Annotated in this window: 19 protein-coding genes and 9 tRNA genes; 23 read left to right on the top strand and 5 right to left on the bottom strand. The window is 42.8% G+C overall.

Annotated elements, in window-relative coordinates:
• Positions 1-77 precede the first annotated feature (77 nt).
• The 15 genes from CSV60_RS00695 to CSV60_RS00625 all read left to right on the top strand — a co-directional run bounded on the left by CSV60_RS00695 (position 78) and on the right by CSV60_RS00625 (position 6,180).
• Positions 78-419 (top strand): STAS domain-containing protein, encoded by a 342-nt coding sequence (locus CSV60_RS00695; RefSeq protein WP_099632484.1) that lies wholly within the window; start codon positions 78-80, stop codon positions 417-419.
• On the top strand, positions 406-879 hold the full coding sequence (gene rsbW / locus CSV60_RS00690; protein WP_099632485.1) for an anti-sigma B factor RsbW: 474 nt from the start codon (positions 406-408) through the stop codon (positions 877-879). Before CSV60_RS00695 ends, rsbW begins: the two co-directional genes overlap by 14 nt.
• Complete coding sequence (gene sigB / locus CSV60_RS00685) at positions 854-1,639, top strand: RNA polymerase sigma factor SigB (protein ID WP_099632486.1); 786 nt, start codon at positions 854-856, stop codon at positions 1,637-1,639. Before rsbW ends, sigB begins: the two co-directional genes overlap by 26 nt.
• Positions 1,639-2,235, top strand: a complete 597-nt coding sequence (locus tag CSV60_RS00680) for a PP2C family serine/threonine-protein phosphatase (protein ID WP_099635721.1) — start codon at positions 1,639-1,641, stop codon at positions 2,233-2,235. The genes sigB and CSV60_RS00680 overlap by 1 nt, the downstream gene beginning before the upstream one ends.
• A gap of 112 nt (positions 2,236-2,347) precedes the next feature.
• A complete protein-coding gene (locus CSV60_RS00675) occupies positions 2,348-4,489 on the top strand; it encodes a Tex family protein (RefSeq protein WP_099635897.1) in 2,142 nt (713 codons plus the stop codon).
• Between the two features lie 14 nt (positions 4,490-4,503).
• On the top strand, positions 4,504-4,956 hold the full coding sequence (locus CSV60_RS00670; protein ID WP_099635720.1) for a SprT family protein: 453 nt from the start codon (positions 4,504-4,506) through the stop codon (positions 4,954-4,956).
• 257 nt (positions 4,957-5,213) lie between these two features.
• Positions 5,214-5,285, top strand: a tRNA-Glu gene (locus CSV60_RS00665).
• Positions 5,286-5,337: 52 nt separating this feature from the next.
• A tRNA-Gln gene (locus CSV60_RS00660) sits at positions 5,338-5,412 on the top strand.
• 72 nt (positions 5,413-5,484) lie between these two features.
• Positions 5,485-5,560, top strand: a tRNA-Lys gene (locus CSV60_RS00655).
• Positions 5,561-5,647: 87 nt separating this feature from the next.
• Positions 5,648-5,734 (top strand) — tRNA-Leu (locus CSV60_RS00650).
• 37 nt (positions 5,735-5,771) lie between these two features.
• Positions 5,772-5,845 (top strand) — tRNA-Gly (locus CSV60_RS00645).
• A 5-nt stretch (positions 5,846-5,850) separates the two neighbouring features.
• Positions 5,851-5,927, top strand: a tRNA-Ile gene (locus CSV60_RS00640).
• Position 5,928: 1 nt separating this feature from the next.
• Positions 5,929-6,003 (top strand) — tRNA-Asn (locus CSV60_RS00635).
• A 7-nt stretch (positions 6,004-6,010) separates the two neighbouring features.
• A tRNA-Ser gene (locus CSV60_RS00630) sits at positions 6,011-6,101 on the top strand.
• Positions 6,102-6,108: 7 nt separating this feature from the next.
• Positions 6,109-6,180, top strand: a tRNA-Glu gene (locus CSV60_RS00625).
• A gap of 247 nt (positions 6,181-6,427) precedes the next feature.
• Here CSV60_RS00625 and CSV60_RS00620 read toward each other — a convergent pair.
• The gene (locus CSV60_RS00620; protein WP_233189494.1) at positions 6,428-7,177 is read right to left on the bottom strand and encodes a TraR/DksA C4-type zinc finger protein; all 750 of its coding nucleotides are present in this window, start codon (positions 7,175-7,177) and stop codon (positions 6,428-6,430) included.
• A gap of 148 nt (positions 7,178-7,325) precedes the next feature.
• Entirely contained in the window at positions 7,326-8,237 is a 912-nt protein-coding gene (locus tag CSV60_RS00615; RefSeq protein WP_099635718.1) for a 1,4-dihydroxy-2-naphthoate polyprenyltransferase, read from the bottom strand.
• A gap of 243 nt (positions 8,238-8,480) precedes the next feature.
• Here CSV60_RS00615 and CSV60_RS00610 point away from each other — a divergent pair, with 243 nt between their 5' ends.
• The 5 genes from CSV60_RS00610 to CSV60_RS00590 all read left to right on the top strand — a co-directional run bounded on the left by CSV60_RS00610 (position 8,481) and on the right by CSV60_RS00590 (position 14,727).
• Positions 8,481-9,857: an isochorismate synthase gene (locus tag CSV60_RS00610; protein ID WP_099635717.1), complete on the top strand. Its 1,377-nt coding sequence runs from the start codon at positions 8,481-8,483 to the stop codon at positions 9,855-9,857.
• Positions 9,850-11,571: a 2-succinyl-5-enolpyruvyl-6-hydroxy-3-cyclohexene-1-carboxylic-acid synthase gene (gene menD, locus CSV60_RS00605; protein ID WP_099635716.1), complete on the top strand. Its 1,722-nt coding sequence runs from the start codon at positions 9,850-9,852 to the stop codon at positions 11,569-11,571. The genes CSV60_RS00610 and menD overlap by 8 nt, the downstream gene beginning before the upstream one ends.
• Positions 11,561-12,385 carry a 2-succinyl-6-hydroxy-2,4-cyclohexadiene-1-carboxylate synthase gene (gene menH, locus CSV60_RS00600; protein ID WP_233189493.1) on the top strand — a complete coding sequence of 275 codons (825 nt, stop codon included), beginning with the start codon at positions 11,561-11,563 and terminating at the stop codon, positions 12,383-12,385. Before menD ends, menH begins: the two co-directional genes overlap by 11 nt.
• Before the next feature lie 20 nt (positions 12,386-12,405).
• A complete protein-coding gene (gene menB / locus CSV60_RS00595) occupies positions 12,406-13,224 on the top strand; it encodes a 1,4-dihydroxy-2-naphthoyl-CoA synthase (RefSeq protein ID WP_029055123.1) in 819 nt (272 codons plus the stop codon).
• A 66-nt stretch (positions 13,225-13,290) separates the two neighbouring features.
• Positions 13,291-14,727 carry an o-succinylbenzoate--CoA ligase gene (locus CSV60_RS00590; protein ID WP_099635715.1) on the top strand — a complete coding sequence of 479 codons (1,437 nt, stop codon included), beginning with the start codon at positions 13,291-13,293 and terminating at the stop codon, positions 14,725-14,727.
• 26 nt (positions 14,728-14,753) lie between these two features.
• Here CSV60_RS00590 and CSV60_RS00585 read toward each other — a convergent pair whose 3' ends face one another.
• Positions 14,754-15,710 carry a metal ABC transporter solute-binding protein, Zn/Mn family gene (locus CSV60_RS00585; RefSeq protein ID WP_099635714.1) on the bottom strand — a complete coding sequence of 319 codons (957 nt, stop codon included), beginning with the start codon at positions 15,708-15,710 and terminating at the stop codon, positions 14,754-14,756.
• A 93-nt stretch (positions 15,711-15,803) separates the two neighbouring features.
• Entirely contained in the window at positions 15,804-16,043 is a 240-nt protein-coding gene (yidD, locus tag CSV60_RS00580) for a membrane protein insertion efficiency factor YidD (RefSeq protein WP_099635713.1), read from the bottom strand.
• An 87-nt stretch (positions 16,044-16,130) separates the two neighbouring features.
• Between yidD and CSV60_RS00575 the strand changes: the two genes are divergently transcribed.
• From CSV60_RS00575 to CSV60_RS00565, 3 genes are all read left to right on the top strand, one after another.
• On the top strand, positions 16,131-16,580 hold the full coding sequence (locus CSV60_RS00575) for a Dps family protein (protein WP_099635712.1): 450 nt from the start codon (positions 16,131-16,133) through the stop codon (positions 16,578-16,580).
• 64 nt (positions 16,581-16,644) lie between these two features.
• Positions 16,645-16,824 carry a putative motility protein gene (locus CSV60_RS00570; RefSeq protein ID WP_099635711.1) on the top strand — a complete coding sequence of 60 codons (180 nt, stop codon included), beginning with the start codon at positions 16,645-16,647 and terminating at the stop codon, positions 16,822-16,824.
• Positions 16,825-16,927: 103 nt separating this feature from the next.
• Positions 16,928-18,256 (top strand): NAD-dependent malic enzyme, encoded by a 1,329-nt coding sequence (locus CSV60_RS00565; RefSeq protein ID WP_099635710.1) that lies wholly within the window; start codon positions 16,928-16,930, stop codon positions 18,254-18,256.
• A gap of 476 nt (positions 18,257-18,732) precedes the next feature.
• Here the strand turns inward: CSV60_RS00565 and CSV60_RS00560 are convergent, their stop codons facing one another.
• On the bottom strand, positions 18,733-19,305 hold the full coding sequence (locus tag CSV60_RS00560; RefSeq protein WP_099632417.1) for a CotY/CotZ family spore coat protein: 573 nt from the start codon (positions 19,303-19,305) through the stop codon (positions 18,733-18,735).
• Between the last annotated feature and the right edge of the window lie 37 nt (positions 19,306-19,342).

The raw sequence follows: 19,342 nt of genomic DNA, 5'->3' as shown, positions 1-19,342 counted from the left end.
TATAAAACAATGAGTGTGAAGTGGGTATGATTAAGTTGTACCTTCATAGAAAATAGAGAAATGATCGGGGTGTCGAAATGAATTTACAAGTTGAGCAAGTTGATAAAGATCTCGTACATAACTTTAAAGTTATCGGAGAGATCGATATATATACAGCGCCAAAGTTGAAAGAGCATTTGGCAACATTGGAGTTAGTAGAAGGAATTGAAGTGGAATTAGACCTATCCGAAGTGAATTATATGGACAGTACAGGCTTAGGCATATTTGTCGGATTCTATAAAGAAGTAAAAGCGTATAATGGAAAATTAGTGATTAAAGGACTAAACCAACGCCTTTACCGTTTGTTTGAAATCACGGGCCTCAATGAGATTATGGAGATAGAACAATCTAAAGGTGGCGAAGACAATGCAAGCGTTTGATTACATTGAAATAAAAGTTCCGGCAAAAGCCCAGTACGTAGGTGTAGCCCGTTTAGCTATATCAGGTCTTGCGAGTCGCATAGGGTTTACATATGATGAAATTGAAGACTTGAAGATCGCTGCAAGTGAAGCGGTGACGAATGCTGTGCAACACGCATACAATGGTGAAAAAACGGGTGAAGTAATCCTAGGGTGTGCCCTGTATAAAGATCGCCTAGAAATTGTTGTGACAGATCATGGTCAAAGCTTTGATTTTGAAGAAACAAAGAAAAAAGTTGGTCCTTATCAAGACTGGAATGAAGAATCGCCACTTAGAGAAGGTGGATTGGGACTGTACTTAATGGAAACTTTAATGGATGAAGTCAAAGTTGACCATGGGGAGGGTGTCATTGTTTTCATGACCAAATATTTGGGCAGAGAGCGGGGAGAGGACCATGTCAAATCAACAGTCTTCTCGTGACAATGAGACAAAAGAGCAAGTCATTAAATGGATACATGAATACCAGGAGAATAATGACGACTATGCGCAGACGCAACTAGTCCTACATTATGAGCGACTGGTACACTCAATCGCGCGCAAATACTCGCGTGGACAATCGCATCATGAAGACATTGTCCAGGCGGGAATGCTAGGACTATTAGGCGCAATACGAAGATATGATCCCGAACAAGGACGGAATTTCGAGGCGTTTGCTGTACCGACAATTATCGGGGAAATCAAACGTTTCCTTCGTGATAAAACATGGGCTGTTCATGTGCCGCGAAGAATCAAGGAGTTAGGGCCGAAAATCAAAGCGGCGGTTGAAACGTTAACGACTGAATTTCAGCGATCGCCAATGGTCTATGAAATAGCGGAATACCTAGGTACTGATGAGGAATTAGTGCTTGAGGCGATGGAGATGGGCAGAAGCTATCAAGCGCTATCAATTGACCATACATTAGACGCAGATTCAGAAGGTGGAACCATTACACTGCTTGATATTATTGGTGAGACGGATGACGGTTTTGAAAAAACAGATCAGCGTATGCTAGTCTTGAATGCACTGAACGTTTTAACTGAGCGTGAACGTCAGATTATCCAGTATACATATATCGATCAGATGAGTCAGAAAGAAGCCGGAGAATTACTTGATATTTCTCAAATGCATGTTTCGAGACTGCAACGGAAAGCAATTAAGAAGTTGCAAGAAGTAATCCTAACGAGTGGTGGTGCAAATTAGTGGAAACTTTTGAGAATGACTATGTAGAGGCATATATATTCCAACAGTCCAAAAAAGGTAATAAAGATTCTGGGGATGCATACTACATTCATTCAGAAGAAGATTATTTCATCTGTGCTATTGCAGACGGCTTAGGCAGTGGAACAGAAGCGAAAGAATCTGCTGAAATAATTCCACAAGTCTTAAAGTTGTATCACCATGAATCACCTGACGATTTGTTACTGCGTTGCAATAAACAGATGTTACATAAACGTGGCGCGGCAGTAGGGATTGTAAAAGTGTATTTTGAACAACAAACTTTGGAATATAGTTGTGTCGGTAACATTCGAATCTATATCCTACAATCAAATGGTCAGATGATTTATCCTTTGCCAGTAATGGGTTATCTATCCGGACAACCACAATCGCCCCGTACGCAAAGGTATCCTTATAACAAGAACGACCGGTTCTTCCTCCATTCTGATGGCGTAAACTTGCGAAGTCCTAAAAAGTACTTGCAAGAAAACACCACTTCTTATCAATTATATAAAAAGGTTGAACGTACAATTGAAGATAATGATGATGCGACATTCATCGCAGCAAGCCTGCTTCATTAAGTTGAAGCGGCTTTTTTGTGTTTGAAAATAAAATAGTTGCAGAAGGAAACTGCGTTAGAAACATGCTATTATATGGAAAGAAGAGAGGGTGGTTGAATTGTCAAAAGATCTTATGGAAGCAACAGCAAGCCGCGCAGGAATCAGTAAAAGCCAAACGGCAAGTGTCATCGCTCTGTTGGAAGAAGGCAACACTGTACCTTTTATTGCGCGTTATCGAAAAGAAGCAACAGGTTCACTTGATGAAGTGCAGATCAAGGAAATTGAAGACGCCTATCATTATATCAAGTCGCTTGAACAGCGAAAAGAAGAAGTTCTGCGTTTAATCGATGAACAAGGGAAGTTGGATGATACGTTAAAGGTAGATATTGAGCGTGCAACGGTATTGCAACGAATCGAAGACTTGTACCGCCCTTATAAACAAAAACGACGTACGAAAGCGATGATTGCGATTGAAAACGGCTTGGAACCTCTTGCTGACCAATTAATACAGCAGTCATCTGTGAATATTGAGACTACAGCACAAGCCTATATCAATCTTGAAAAAGAAATTCTTACAATAGAAGATGCGTTAGAAGGCGCTAAGTTCATCATTGCCGAAAGAGTATCGGAAGACGCGACAATGCGTGAAAAGATTCGTAAAATCACATGGGCATCTGGGAAACTGACTGCTACCCTGAAAAAGGATGCGGAAGATGAGCGGAAAATTTTTGAAAACTACTATGAATATGAAGAACCACTCAGTAAAATCGTGCCTCACCGCGTTTTAGCTATCAATCGAGGAGAAAAAGAGAATGTGCTACGTGTGGGGGTTGGATTCCCGGCTGATCGCATCATTGGGGATCTCGAGCGTACGTATCTAAAGCGACACCCTTCTTCATCTGCGGTATATATAAGAGAAGCGTTAGAGGATTCTTTCAAACGATTAATTGCCCCTTCAATAGAGAGAGAAGTACGAACGACGTTAACTGAAAAAGCAGAAACGCAGGCAATTCACGTGTTTTCGGAAAATCTTCGGAGCCTTCTATTACAGCCGCCGTTAAAAGGTAGAACGGTACTAGGCGTAGATCCGGCGTTCAGAACAGGATGTAAACTTGCGGTAGTAGACGACACGGGAAAGCTTCAGGATATCTCTGTCATATATCCTCACCCACCGAAGCCGCAGAAAGAAGCGTCAAAAAAAGTAATACTCGATTTATTGAAGAAATATCCGATATCTATTATTGCGATTGGTAACGGAACTGCATCACGCGAGACAGAAAAGTTCATCGCCGATCTAATTAAAGAAGTGGATGAGCCGGTTTCTTACGTAATTGTCAATGAAGCAGGAGCGAGTGTATATTCAGCATCTGCAAAAGCACGGGAAGAGTTCCCGGACCTGCAGGTAGAGCAAAGAAGTGCGGTATCCATTGCGCGAAGACTGCAAGATCCTTTGTCTGAACTTGTGAAAATTGATCCGGAATCTATTGGTGTGGGGCAATACCAGCATGACGTAGCAAAAAAGAATTTGACAGAATCACTTTCATTTGTCGTGGAAACAGCGGTGAACCGAGTAGGGGTGAATGTCAATACTGCTTCATCTTCGCTATTACAGTACGTTTCAGGTCTGTCAAAAGCTGTGGCGGAGAACATTGTCAAAGCTAGGGAAGATGCAGGTAAGTTCACAAAGCGTACAGAATTGAAAAAAGTACCGAGGCTCGGTGCGAAAACGTATGAACAGGCCATTGGCTTCTTACGCATACCGGAATCAAAAGAGCGCTTTGACTCGACAGGAATTCATCCAGAGAGTTATAAAGTAGCAGAAGCAGTATTGAAAAAGTTGCAACTCGACAAATCCCAGCTTGGTACAGAAGAAGCGACGACCGCTCTTGAACACGTGGATATCCCGACACTTGCTGCGCAGTTAGACGTGGGAGAGATCACATTGCAAGATATCATCCAAACATTACAGCGGCCAAATCGTGACCCGCGTGACGATTATCCGCAACCTTTATTGAAAGCGGATGTACTCGATATTAAAGATGTACATGAAGGAATGGAAATGCAGGGAACAGTGCGCAACGTAGTGGATTTCGGTGCATTTATAGACATAGGTGTTTCGGAAGATGGATTAGTTCACATATCCAAAATGAAAAATGGCTATGTCAAGCATCCTTTAGATGTAGTGGCATCTGGTGATATTGTTACAGTATGGATTGATTCTGTTGATCGTCAGAAAGGGCGTATTGCATTATCCATGCTTCCCCTTAAGAAATAAAGGAGAGAATCAGCATGTCAGAAGAATATTTACAGCAGCTGGTTGAGCAGATTTCATTGGAAATTTTCCATAAGCCGTTTGTCCATCAAGCGATTTTTAATAGTAGACTGCGGACGACGGGTGGTCGCTACAAGTTAAGTAATCATTATATAGAGATTAATCCGTTAGTGATTAAGCTTCATGATGAAGAAGAATTAATCGGGATCATTAAACATGAACTTTGCCATTATCACCTTCATATAGAAGGAAAGGGATATAAACACGGAGATTCGGATTTTAAAAAGCTGCTAAAAGAGACGAATTCACCCCGTCATTGCAAGCCACTTACGGAACGCCGAACGAAAAGTACAATAATCCATTTATATCGTTGTACAGCTTGCGGATTGGATTATCCTAGACGCAGAAGAATGAATTGTGCGAAGTATCGCTGTGGAAAATGTGCAGGGGAGATTTCAAAAGTGAAGTGAAGACATAAAAGGCATTCAATCTTAGCGATTGGATGCCTTTTATATAATGGGACAAACAGAAGTGAAAGAAGACTTTGTGGCTTGATATTTTTTAATTGAAAAGGTTGTCATATCAACGATTCAAAGCGCATTGAAAAGTTATTTAAAAAAGATTGCTTAAAAAGGTTGACGAACGGTAAGACCCTGTCTATAATAGTAAAAGTCGACTAAGACAAGCGCAACAAACGGTTTGCTTGCTGAAGCGTCAATATAACTTAGGCCCCTTGGTCAAGCGGTTAAGACACCGCCCTTTCACGGCGGTATCACGGGTTCGAATCCCGTAGGGGTCACTTTTAATAAAACAAACAAATCCCTGAAGATTTGATAGTAGGTTATCATTGATGGGGTATAGCCAAGCGGTAAGGCAACGGACTTTGACTCCGTCACTCGTTGGTTCGAATCCAGCTACCCCAGCCATTTTTACTGCGTATTACACGCGTTAAAGAGATCAAAGGTATTTGGAATGATTTGTTCCTTTCATTTTAATATGAGCCGTTAGCTCAGTCGGTAGAGCATCTGACTTTTAATCAGAGGGTCACAGGTTCGAATCCTGTACGGCTCACCATTCAATTTAAAAAGTTTAAAAAGTTTTTAAGAAAGCTCTTGACTTATTAAACTGAAGGTGTATACTAGTAATTGTCGCTAAAACAAAGCGGTAGTGGCGGAACGGCAGACGCGCTAGGTTGAGGGCCTAGTGGGGGTTAACCCCGTGGAGGTTCAAATCCTCTTTACCGCACCAAACATTCTCACCATTACAATTCAATTACAAATTATATGCGGGTATAGTTTAGTGGTAAAACCTCAGCCTTCCAAGCTGATGATGGGAGTTCGATTCTCCCTACCCGCTCCAATTAGGGGCCTATAGCTCAGCTGGTTAGAGCGCACGCCTGATAAGCGTGAGGTCGGTGGTTCGAGTCCACTTAGGCCCACCATTCCGCAGTAGCTCAGTGGTAGAGCAATCGGCTGTTAACCGATCGGTCGTAAGTTCGAGTCTTACCTGCGGAGCCATTTTTATGGGGAAGTACTCAAGTGGCTCAAGAGGCGCCCCTGCTAAGGGTGTAGATCGCGAAAGCGGTGCGAGGGTTCGAATCCCTCCTTCTCCGCCATAATTTTGGCCCCTTGGTCAAGCGGTTAAGACACCGCCCTTTCACGGCGGTATCACGGGTTCGAATCCCGTAGGGGTCATACATAAAAAAGGTATTGCACAATTGTGCAATACCTTTTTTCTATTTTCCAACATAAGTTATATAGAAGGCCGCTGAGAGTAATATAGGGGGCAATAGTGTAGAGTTGTGCCGTCAATCTATGCGATGCTATTTATCTCCAACTGACAATCGATACTATCTAAATTCTAGTGAACTTATGGAACGAAAGCGCGTGCAAAATGAGTAAGCCCTACAAGAAGCGCTTGTAGGACTTACTCATTTTTGAATTACTTATCTTTCTGCGAATCAATGTAGCTATCACGTTCATGATAAGGAATGTCACCTAAAGGTGATTCGATACCTTCTTCATCCAACTCCTCTTCATACTCTATTACTTCTTCATTTCGTACAAAGCCAGCAGGTTCACCTGTAATATCGGACACGGCAAACTCTTCATATGCTTCTACGCTGTCTTCATTTTCTTCATCGTACAGATCTCCGTAGTCACGATTTTTATTACCTGAGAAGTCTGAAGGTGTTTCAGATGTTCCGGATTGCGCAATTTCTTGAAAGCTATCTTCGTAATCAATTGCGTCTCCATCTCTTCGTGCCGCAAATGAATTAGGATCTGCCATGATTAATAGATCTTCCTCAACCGGACGATCGGTCGGAACATCTTTTCTCGCGTCATCAATACATACAGTAGTGTAAGGGATTGCTTCTAGGCGCTCCAATTGTATTTCCTTGCCACAGACCTCACAAATGCCATACGTGCCCTCCTTGATAGCTTGTAGCGCGTTCTGAACTTTCTCTAGTTCGCCTTCTGCGTGTGTGTGGAGTGCCATGTCCTTTTCGCGCTCATATAATTCCGTTCCCATGTCAGCGGGGTGATTATCGTACATGGATAATTCGCCTACATCTTCTTGTGCATTTTTTACAATTTCCGTCTCGTTTTCGGTTTCAGTCAAACGTTCTTCCATAGCTCGTAATTCTTTTTCCAGTTGTTGAATTTGTTTAGTTGTTAACAATATAGTCACGACCCTTTCTATGTGGCTTTCCGAGTTGAACAATGAAGTCTGAGAAAGCTGTCTTATTTCAGTCTTTCCCTTTTTACAAGCTGAAGTAAACCTTTACAACAAAAAACGTCCACCTTTTTTAAGTGTGGACGTTGTGGATACAGTTTATTCAGATGAAGTGAGCGATGAGAATGCCGATACCGAGAAGTAGGCCGAACAGCGTATTGGTAACGCCTGTATCCTTCATAGCTGGCATGACTTGAATGGGTTGTTCACACTTGCGAAAGGTTTTCGTAGCATGTAATGGTTTGGGAATACTTAGTAGGACGAGTAAGGCCCATGCAGACACATGGCCTGTCACGACGAGTGCAATAATCCAACCATATGACACGATGAAAAACATTGCCAATACCGTTATAGCATTATTTCGGCCTATAAGAATCGCCATGGTTTTTCTACCGCCCTTAGTATCCTGTACAATATCCCGAATGTTATTGGCTAACATAATGGCACCGACTAAAAGCATGCTTGGTACAGATAGCAATATTGCATTGCCAGTGACAGTCCCAGTTTGAATATAGAATGCAATCAAAATTAATAACAAGCCCATAATGAAACCAGAAACGAGCTCGCCGAATGGAGTATACGCAATAGGGTAAGGTCCGCCTGTATACAAATAGCCAATCAGCATGGCAACGGAACCCACGGCAGCTAGCCACCAGGAAGTTTCCATGCAAATGTAAATACCAAGAACAACCGATAAGCCATACAAAATGAGTGCTAAATTTAACACGATTTTAGGTTTTACGCCGTTCCGGACGATCGTCCCGCCAATACCGATCGAGTGTTCATCGTCGAGTCCTCTTTTAAAATCATAGTATTCATTGAACATATTGGTAGCCATCTGTAAAAACAAACTGGCTACAAGCATTGCTAAAAATAGTGGGAAATGAAGTGGACCGTATTGCAGCGCAATCATGGTCCCTAAAAAAACAGGTGCAAAAGCAGCAGTCAACGTGTGAGGGCGCGTCAGTTGCCACCAAACTCGCCAGCCAGTATCGGTTTCTATTGTGTGTTGCACGGGTAATCTCTCCTTATGTATGTAATCATCATCTGATAGTATACAACAAAAACAAGCAGTTAGGTAAGAAGTGACGACTACAAAAGATAATTGTCGAATGCTCTTCTATATGGCGACAGCGAGACATTATATATTAAGTAAAGCGTCCAATGTGCTAGAATAGAGGTACTTATCGTTCAGTGAAATGATATCTGAGCGTAAATTGTCGAAAAACATATTGCATGATGAGAAGGAGAGAGTGGGATGATTCGGAAATTGACCGATCGAGAGAAGACGGTTCCGGCAACAGGCGCTGAATCTCGTTTTTTTACGGAAACATTAGAAGTAGAAACGCTAAGTCCGCTTGCTTTTTTTGAAGCAGGCCTATCACATTATGGTGAGCATCGTTTCTTCTGGCAAAATGCAGACAAGACAGTAAAACTTGTCGGTTTGGGTCAGGCTACAGTTCTAACAGCGGAGAAGGATCGTTTTCAGTCGATATCTTCACAATGGGCAACATTATGTGAAGGTTTGATCAAGGAAGAAAAAGATGTTGATCCGGTGTTGTTTGGAGGGTTTTCTTTTGATCCCCACACACGACAGGATGACGAGTGGAGCGCTTTTCCAGCCGCTTATTTTACTGTGCCTTTATTCCAACTGAAAATTGAAAAAGGTAAAACGTATGTATCGATTAATTATATTACGGATGAACCGCAAACAGCAGCAGACTTTGAAGCATTGCGTCAAGAACGTGATCGCTTGATCCATATTGCACAGGTTGACGAATTCACGTTCCAAGGTCATCCGAGCGTGATCAAACAGACAGAATTGGCTACGGACCGCTATATGGATGCTGTTGAGCACGTGACATCGCATATTAAAGCGCAAGAGGCAGAGAAAGTAGTCATTGCACGTAAAATTAAATTAACGTTCGAAGAAGAATTCCAAAAGGCTGCTGCGCTGCATACGATTTCGAATGAACAGTCTGCTAGTTATCACTTTGGACTTCAAATTGGGAATGAAATGTTCTTCGGTGCAACGCCAGAGAGATTGGTTGAAATTTATAAGGGACATGTGTACTCGGCATGTGTAGCAGGTTCTATTGAGCGTGGAAAAACGTCTCAAGAGGATCAGCGACTTGGTGAAGTGCTATTACGTGATAAGAAGAATCGTGAAGAGCATCAGTACGTAGTCGATATGATTACACAAGTCTTTTCGGAATTTTGCACATCATTGCAAGTAAACAAAACACCAAAGCTTTTGAAAGTGCGAGATATTCAGCATTTATTCACACCGGTTGAAGGAGTACTTGCGGAGGACATGGATATTTTCCATCTAGTAGAAGCGCTTCATCCAACACCCGCTTTAGGTGGAGTTCCACGTCAGAAAGCGCTCGAAATCATTCGTGAAGAAGAGCAAATGGACCGTGGTTACTATGCAGGCCCGATTGGCTGGGTGGATTCTGCGGGTAATGGAGAGTTTGCGGTGGCGATCCGTTCTGGACTGTTAACTGGCAATGATGCATATTTGTATGCTGGCGGGGGGATTGTAGCTGATTCTACGGCAACGGAAGAATACGCGGAAACATGGGTTAAATTCCGTCCCGTACTACGCGCGCTCGGAGGCCGCTTACATGAATGATCACGAAATAGGATTAACGAGTTATGTGCTCCGCTTAACGGATGCTCTTATACGCCAAGGCGCGAAAAAGGCAGTAATTAGTCCAGGCTCCAGATCGACACCACTTGCGTATGCGCTAACGAACTCTGAGGATATGCAGACCTATGTGCATACCGATGAGCGTTCTGCAGCTTTTTATGCGCTTGGATTAGTGAAGGCGACTGGGCAACCGGTTGTTTTACTATGTACATCAGGAACAGCCGCATCGAACTATCATCCTGCAGTTACAGAAGCTTTTTATGCAAGATTGCCGTTGATCGTCATCACAGCGGACCGTCCGCATGAATTACGTGAAGTCGGCGCTCCACAGGCGATTGATCAAATTCGCATGTTTGGGGAGCACGTCAAAGATAGCGTCGATTTCCCTGTACCAGAAAATCGAGAAGACATTTTACGATACATGGAACAACGTGCTGTTAGACTTCTTTCTGTAGCGAAAACTGCACCACAAGGACCAGTGCACTTAAATGTCCCGTTTCGGGAGCCATTACTGATTGATTTACAAGCAACTGCGCAAGTCAGTCGATTCCAGCAACAGTTGGTAGGGGAATTGACTGTAACGGATGAAATGAAAACTGTACTCGAAACGGCCATTACGCAATCGAAAAAAGGCATACTCGTTATCGGAGAGCAAACGACTACTCTAGATAAAGAACGTTTCTGGCAGTTTGCTAAAGCACTTCAGTGGCCCGTACTTTGCGATCCACTGTCTAATCTGCGCTCACAAGTGCCTGCAGATTGTGACGATCTTTGTATTGATCAGTATGATGCCTTGCTGAAAAGTGAAGTGTTTACCGACAAGGTGCGACCTGATTGCGTCATACGCTTCGGTCCGCAACCCATCTCTAAACCATTACTGTTATTTTTGAAGAAGACGTGTCCAGAAACTTTTATTGTGATCGATGATTCACCGAATTATCGTGATCCGATTGGTCTAACTACGCATCATTTGCAAGTAAGTGCAGAGAGCATTTGGCAGCAAGTACATATACGAAACGAGCGAACAGAGTATATGGAACAGTGGTCTGAAGCCAATCGAATTTCCTCAGATGTACTGAATGAAGATCAACATTTTAAGCAAGATGAAGGTCATTTCGTTCGTCAATTCATCGCCAATTTACCAGATGGCTCAGATGTAGTCTGCAGTAGCAGTATGCCGATTCGTGACTTGGATACTCATTTCCAAAAGACGAAACGCGATATTTCATTGTTTTGCAATAGAGGGACGAATGGGATCGACGGCGTAGTCTCGACTGCCCTTGGTATTCAGGAAGGTCGTCAACGAAAGACGTACTTATTGATTGGGGATTTAGCGTTTTTGCATGATATCAACGGATTGATAATTTCCCGTTTACAGCAAACCGATTTGACAATTGTACTAATTAATAACAATGGTGGCGGGATATTTTCCTATTTACCGCAAGCGTCTATTGAACACCATTATGAGCAATTATTCGGGACCCCAACAAATTTAACGTTCCATCACATAGCGGCGATGTATGAAGCGCAATATGATGCGGTAGACACGATACAAGCATTTGAACAAGCAATGCAAACAGATAAAATGACTAATCTCCGAATTATTGAAGTGACAACAGTACGTGAAGACAATGTGGAAGCTCACCGCTCTGTGTGGCGGGAAATCGCGAAGAGGGTGGAACGCATTGACGACTGAACTATTGACAATTAGAGGTATAGATACGCATGTTGCACGCTACGGTAATAAACAGTTGCCGACAATCGTCATGTTGCATGGTTTCACAGGCTCGACAGCCACTTGGCAGCAAACCATTGAAGTACTTGCGGTGGATTATCATATCGTGGCAGTCGATTTAATCGGTCATGGCAAAACAGAAGCGCCTGAAACGAGTACTCGCTACAAGATGGAAGAGCAGGTAAAAGATTTATATGAAATCTTGCAGAAGCTTGAAATTAAGCAGCCCATCTTGCTTGGGTATTCGATGGGTGGGCGTGTTGCGCTAGGCTATACTGCAACGTATCCAGAAAAAGTAACGGGTCTTATACTTGAAAGCAGTTCGCCAGGTCTATGTACAACTGAACAACAAATCGCACGACGTACAGCTGATTCCAAGCTTGCGGATAGGATAGAACAACGAGGAATGATAGAATTCGTCGACTTCTGGCAAGAGATTCCGTTGTTTCACTCGCAAAAAAAACTGTCTGAATCACAACAACAAGCAGTGCGCAGTGAACGCCTCGATCAACGGCCAACCGGTCTAGCAAACAGTTTACGGGGGATTGGAACGGGCAGTCAGCCATCATACTGGCAGACGCTTGAGCAACTTTCATTACCTGTATTATTGATTACCGGTAGTGAAGACGAGAAATTCGAAACGATAGCGCAGGAAATGTTGAAAAGGCTGCCAAATGCCCGGCATGAAACGATAAAAGATGCAGGGCATGCAATTCACGTGGAAAAACCACAAGAATTTGCTACAATGATAAAGAGCTTTCTGAAAACAGTGTAAAACTCGAGGAGGAATTTATTATGACCCGTCAATGGGAAACGCTTCGTACATATGATGATATCAAGTACGAAATGTACAATGGTATCGCAAAAATCACGATCAATCGTCCGGAAGTGCGCAATGCATTCCGTCCGAAAACAGTAATGGAACTGATCGATGCATTTTCACGTGCAAGAGATGATCAACGAATTGGAGTGATCGTGTTAACTGGTGAAGGAGAGAAAGCTTTCTGTTCAGGAGGCGATCAATCGGTTCGTGGTCACGGTGGATATGTTGGAGACGACGAAATTCCACGCTTGAACGTTTTAGATCTTCAACGCTTAATTCGCGTTATTCCAAAGCCAGTTGTCGCAATGGTGGCGGGATACGCAATCGGTGGCGGTCACGTGTTACATGTAGTATGTGACTTGACGATTGCTGCAGACAATGCACGTTTCGGACAAACAGGACCTACTGTCGGCTCGTTCGACGCGGGATACGGTTCAGGATATCTTGCACGCATTGTTGGCCACAAAAAAGCACGTGAAATCTGGTACCTATGCCGTCAATATGACGCGCAAGAAGCACTCGATATGGGCTTAGTCAACACAGTGGTTCCTTATGAACAGCTAGAAGACGAAACAGTACAATGGTGTGAAGAAATGCTAGGCAAGAGTCCAACTGCACTTCGCTTCTTGAAAGCGGCAATGAATGCAGATACAGACGGCTTGGCTGGACTTCAGCAATTAGCTGGAGACGCTACATTGCTTTATTACACAACGGATGAAGCGAAAGAAGGACGCGATGCGTTTAAAGAAAAGCGTAAACCAGACTTCGATCAATTCCCACGTTTCCCTTAAATAAATGAAAGCTGCCTATATTGGGCAGCTTTTTCATTATGTTAATTTTAATTGGAGGAGATAGCTATGATGATCCCAAATTGGCTTGCGCAACGGGCCAAATTGACACCTGGAGCGTCCGCTTTAGTTACCGAACAAGGACACTGGTCTTATCAGGAACTATATGAGCAATCCCTTGAAATCGCACAACAACTTCATCATCTCGGTGTTCAGTCAGAGAGTAGGGTGGCGCTGCTAAGCCGCTCCAATGAACAAACGGTACTCTTCATCCATGCATGCTGGTTATTAAGTGTGCAAGTAGTCTGTCTGAACAATCGGCTGACAGAACAAGAATTACACTGGCAAATACGCGATTCCGAAGCAAAACTTGTACTTGTTGATGATCACATACAGATCCATCCGAATGTAGATGATATCGAGAGCTTATCTTATTCAGCAGTTCGAAAGTCTGAACGAAAAGAGTTCGTCATGTTAGAACAGTGGACTGAAGATCAGACGCTATCGATTATGTATACTTCAGGCACTACGGGTGTACCTAAAGGAGTTCGACAGACAGCGGGCAATCATACGTCGAGCGCACTTGCTTCTGCGCTAAATCTTGGGTTGTCCGATAACGATTCCTGGCTGTGCATGATGCCTTTATTCCACATCAGTGGACTTTCGATTGTCATTCGCGCAGTTATCTACGGAATGGAAATGCGTTTGTACGAAAAATTTGATGCAAAAGAAGCTGCTGCACACATTGTTGCGGGAAATGTAACAGCCATTTCGGTCGTTGCCTTGACGTTGGATCAAATTGTCCGTGTGATGGAAGCGGATCATAACAAAGCGCATCCTCAATTTCGTACTATGCTCGTTGGTGGCGGACCGGTGCCACTGGATTATTTGGAGCGCGCGACTGCATGTGGACTACCGATACTTCAGACATATGGTATGACTGAAACCTGTTCGCAAACGACGACACTTGGAAAAGCAGATGCAACGCGAAAGGTAGGTTCAGCGGGTAAACCGTTATTTTTTAATCAAGTTGCAATTAAAGATACCGTTCAACCAGGTGAAGTAGGAGAAGTGCTCATAAAAGGCCCTCACGTGACGCCGGGTTACATCGGAAGTCAAAGTACACGCAGTGCGCTGACCGAAGACGGTTGGCTTGCTACAGGGGATGCTGGCTATCTTGATGAGGAAGGCTATTTATTCATTGTGGATCGGCGTGCTGATTTAATTATTTCAGGTGGGGAGAATGTGTACCCTGCTGAAATTGAAAATGTGTTGCTAGCACATCCTGCTATAAGAGAAGCTGGCGTATGTGGTAAAGAAGATCCGCAGTGGGGGCAAGTACCCGTCGCATTTCTCGTTGGCTCAGCTGACACGGAAGAACTAGTAGAATTCTGTTCCCAGCGTCTAGCGCGTTATAAATTACCGAAAGAATTTCGCTTTGTGGAGCGACTGCCGCGTAATGCATCGAATAAACTAATGCGGTTCGAATTGAAAAAATGGTTATAAAAAAACAGTGGAGTATGCATCCACTGTTAGTCACCTAATGCTTTTTTTAGTACGTTCAGATTCTGTTCCATGAGAGTAAAGTACGTTTCTTCCTTCTGAATATCTTCTTCAGTAAGGACACTCAAATTATGCAGAGTAAGAGCTTCGGCATTCAGTTCTTTTTTGATGACTTCAGCTAATTTCGAGCTGACGTTTTGTTCAAATAAAATATACTGGATGTCTTGTTCTTTTGCATCTTTTACAAGTGAAGCTAGTTCTTTTTGTGAAGGTTCATTCTGAGAATCAAGACCAGATACAGCAAGTTGCTGTAACCCATAAGCTTCTGCTAAGTAGCCAAATGCTGCATGAGATACGAAGAAAGTTTTGTTTGGCGCTGCATCTGCCATTGTTTTAAATTCGCGATCCAATTCTTCTAGTTCATCATATAAAACATCAAAATTCTTCTTGAATGATTCTGCATGTTCAGGCAATTCATCAGATAACTCTTGCGTAATTTTTTCCGCGAGCTTCGTGCTGAGATAAGGAGATATCCAAACGTGTGGATCCACCGTGTCTTCATGTCCGTGCTCATCATGCGCATCTTCTCCGTGTTCATGGGAATGTCCCTCTTCCAACTCCTCGAAATCAATATAGTCAGCGATTGGAACAAATCGTACCTTTTCATTCTGCAATGTTTTCTCTGTTTTTTGCACAAAACCCTCAAGTCCAAGCCCAACATAGAAGAATAAATCCCCTTTTGCTAAGTTCATCATATCTTTCTGCGTAGGTTCAAACACGTGCTCATCTGTTCCAGGCGGATAGATGGATCTCACGTCAACATACTCTCCACCAATCCGCTCAGTGAAGTATTGTAATGGGTAAACAGTAGTGTAAACGAGTAATTGTTCGGATGACGTATCATCCGGTTCAGTAGTTGTACTATTGTTACAACCACTTAATACTAGCAGCAAAGCGGCTGCCAGCAGTAGTATACGATTTTTCATTCAAAAAGCCTCCGTGACGTAATCGGAATGATTACTATTTAGATTGTTTTCTCATCATACAAGATATGATGTATGTTTGCAACCTAGTACGGATTATTTAGTATCTGATTTTTTTGGAGGAACCGGATCAAATCCGCCTTTATGAAATGGATGACATTTTAAAATCCGCATTACCGCAAGCCAACTACCTTTTAGCGCACCGTGTGTCTCAATTGCTTCCACCCCGTAATGGGAACAAGTGGGATGAAATCGGCAAGAGGGCGGTGATAGGGGGGAAATAAACTTCTGATAGAACCGGATTATTTGTATACATGCTTTCTTCAGTATCTCCATCACCTTCTGACGTAATAAGGTTTAGTTTACCTATATTTGTGGTAAATGAAAAGAGAGAAGCATAAAACGATTAGGAGAGTGTTTTTTATGTCTAAGGAATTAATTCAAGAACTAAACAAACAAGTATCTACGTGGTCGGTGTTGTATGCGAAACTTCATAACTACCACTGGTATGTAAAAGGAAATCAATTCTTCACATTACACGCCAAATTTGAGGAATTATATAATGAAGCAACAGTGCATATGGACGAAATTGCGGAACGCGTACTGACTTTGGGCGGTGAACCAACTGCAACATTATCACAGCATTTATCTGAATCTGTGATCGACGAAGCAAAAGGCACAGAAAAAGCGAATGATATGGTGCAAACGTTAGTAGATGATTTTGACAAAGTAATGAAATCATTGAAAAAGGGTATGGAACTTGCATCAAAAGATTCAGATGATATGACAGAGGATATGTTAAATGCGGTTTATCAGAGCGTGGAGAAGCATCAGTGGATGTTAAACGCATTTCTCGGTGAAACAAACGAATAAAACCTTCAATCATCAAAATAGTAGCCGATAGTAGGAAGTGTATACCAGGAAGGAGTTGAACGATATGGATATCCATTCAATTATGTCCAGCCAGTTGAGAAGCTTGCAATCAACCGTTCAAATGAGCGTCATGAACAAGGCTCTTTCAATGGAGACTTCTGCTATGAATGATATGCTGAACGGCCTTGAAAACCAATCTGTAGCGTATCCAACAAAGGGCGTTTCAATTGATATTAAGGCTTGAATGAAGAGCACACATCTTGAATAAGTAGAGATGTGTGTTTTTTTATGGAAGTAGGCAGAAATACTGTAAAATATACTAAAATATAGTAGGGGGTATATTGAAGATGGCTCAAGGACAGTATTTGCGTAATTTAATTATCGAAACACCTTCTAAACCTGGGAATCTTGGCAAGGTAACTATGGCAATCGGTCAACTAAATGGAGATATTGGTGACATCCAGACGATTAAAGTAGGAACGCTTTCTACGATTAGAGAAATCGCGTTGCAATGTAATGATCAAGCGCATTTGGCTGAAATAGTGGTGGCGATTGAAAACTTGAAACAAGGTATTAAAGTTCAAGCGATTACAGATGATGTATTGCAAATGCATGAAGGCGGAAAAATTCATATGAAAGCCACTCATGAAATCCGTTCTCTGGCAGATTTACGGAGAGTGTATACACCAGGTGTGGCAAGTGTTTGCAAAACGATCCAAGAAGATCCGGAACAGGCAAATTATTTCACAGGTATTTCAAATACAGTGGCAATCGTGACAGATGGTACGGCTATTTTAGGGCTTGGAGATATTGGTCCTGTAGCGGGTATGCCGGTTATGGAAGGAAAAGCTGTTTTGTTTGATCAATTCGTCGGTATTAGTGGGATCCCTATTTTACTTGATACGAGCAATCCGGATGAAGTCGTAGAAACGATCAAACATATCCATCAAGGGTTTGGTGCGATTTTACTGGAAGATATCGGTTCCCCGCATTGCTTTGAAATCGAAGAGCGTTTGAAAAAAGAATTGCCGATTCCTGTTATGCATGATGATCAGCATGGTACAGCGGTCGTAGCATTGGCAGCAGCGCTCACAGCATGCAAGCATGTTGAAGTGGATCTGGCTAATGCTTCAGTCGGACAAATTGGTTTAGGCGCAGCCGGCTTAGCAATCAGTCGTATGTTTATGGCATATGGTGTAGCGGAAATGAAAGGAACAGATCCTAATCCCCATGCGAAAGAGATGTTAGCGAAGCACGGTGGGACTGTAGTTGAAACAATGGAAGAAATCATGGAGACATGCGATGTAGTCATTGCGACAACTGGTGTTGCTAATCTCATCAAGCCAGAAATGATTCGTAAAGGTCAAATCATTTTGGCTTTATCTAACCCCAACGCAGAAATCACTCCGGAAATCGCTTTGGAAGCAGGCGCAGCCTATGCGGCGGATGGTCGTCTAGTCAATAACGTCCTAGGCTTTCCGGGCATCTTTCGTGGTGCATTAAATGCAAATGCGAAAGCCATTACGTATCCCATGCTGATCGCTGCAGCTTTGGCCATTGTCGATAGCACTAAGCGTGACGATTTAGTCCCGCATCCATTAGATCCAAACGTACACATTAACGTAGCGTTGGCAGTTGAAAAAGTAGTGTATGAAGAACAAGATCAAGGAATTTAATTTTAAGGAGGCTGGGACACAACCTCAAAAGGTATGAAGAAGAAGACACTTTCATACCTTTTTTAATTCACTAAAACGTATTTATAAAGTTTAATTCGTTAGTAATCAAGAGTGTACCGAAGCGGAAAAAGGCCGACTCCTGCGGGATTCAGCGCGAATGTTGAGACCCCGCAGGTAGCGAGAGCCGTTACGAAGGACGGCTTTTGCGATTAAAAGCGGAGCGTTAAGAGCATGTATTTGCACTTAGCGACGAGGAGGCTCAAGCGCGCCCCGCGGAAAGCGCGCCTTTTGTAGCGTTGGGGAACGGACTGTTTTTTAAGTTTTGTCCAAGCCTCTTGTTTTTTCGTTGATGTAGAAAGCGTTCACCTGAAAGGTAGTTCAACGACGCTCCTGCATTCCATACATTTCTTTTGCTACATCAAAAAAGACGAACCCTATTACTGCAGGGTTCGCCATTTAGCATTGCAAGAAACAAATCAATCTTCATCGCAGAAATCGATAAACACATCATCGATACACTGAATGCCGCAGAAGCAGCTCAAATCAACCGTCAAGCATGTATTCGTAGGTCCAAAACCATTCACCTTACAAATTTTTTCATAACAGATTTTTCCGTCCGTCGTAATATCAAACGGGTGTCCGTTATACAAAGGCTGCAATACTTGAATGGTAGCACAGCAAGAATCAAACACGGTCTGTACACGAAAAAATACGGAAACACAGCTCGTATGTTTATGATGTGTCGATTTATGATTAGCTAGTGTCTCTTCTGCTGTCATTTTAGGATAATGCTTCCGTTTACCACCTCTAAATACGGCCTTGAAATAGTCCCCATTACCCGTCAGCAAACTGAACACGCGTGTGTTGACGCGGCCTCTAACCGGGCTAACCAAACTGCCAAGCGGCGCCATGAAACAATCTGTATCACACTCTACACAATCCACTTCCGGACACGTATTCTGGACGCGTTGGATAAAGCGTACTACTTCACAAATACAATTCGACTTATGACAGCCATCATGTTTGCTGTCTTTTTTTTCACATCCCACTACTGTCCACCTCCTGTTTGTCGTTCTCTATACTTTA

Source organism: Sporosarcina sp. P7, from assembly GCF_002743425.1.
Taxonomy (GTDB): Bacteria; Bacillota; Bacilli; order Bacillales_A; family Planococcaceae; genus Sporosarcina.
Note: the sequence above shows the minus strand (reverse complement) of the source record. Positions and strands in the feature narration are given on the sequence as shown.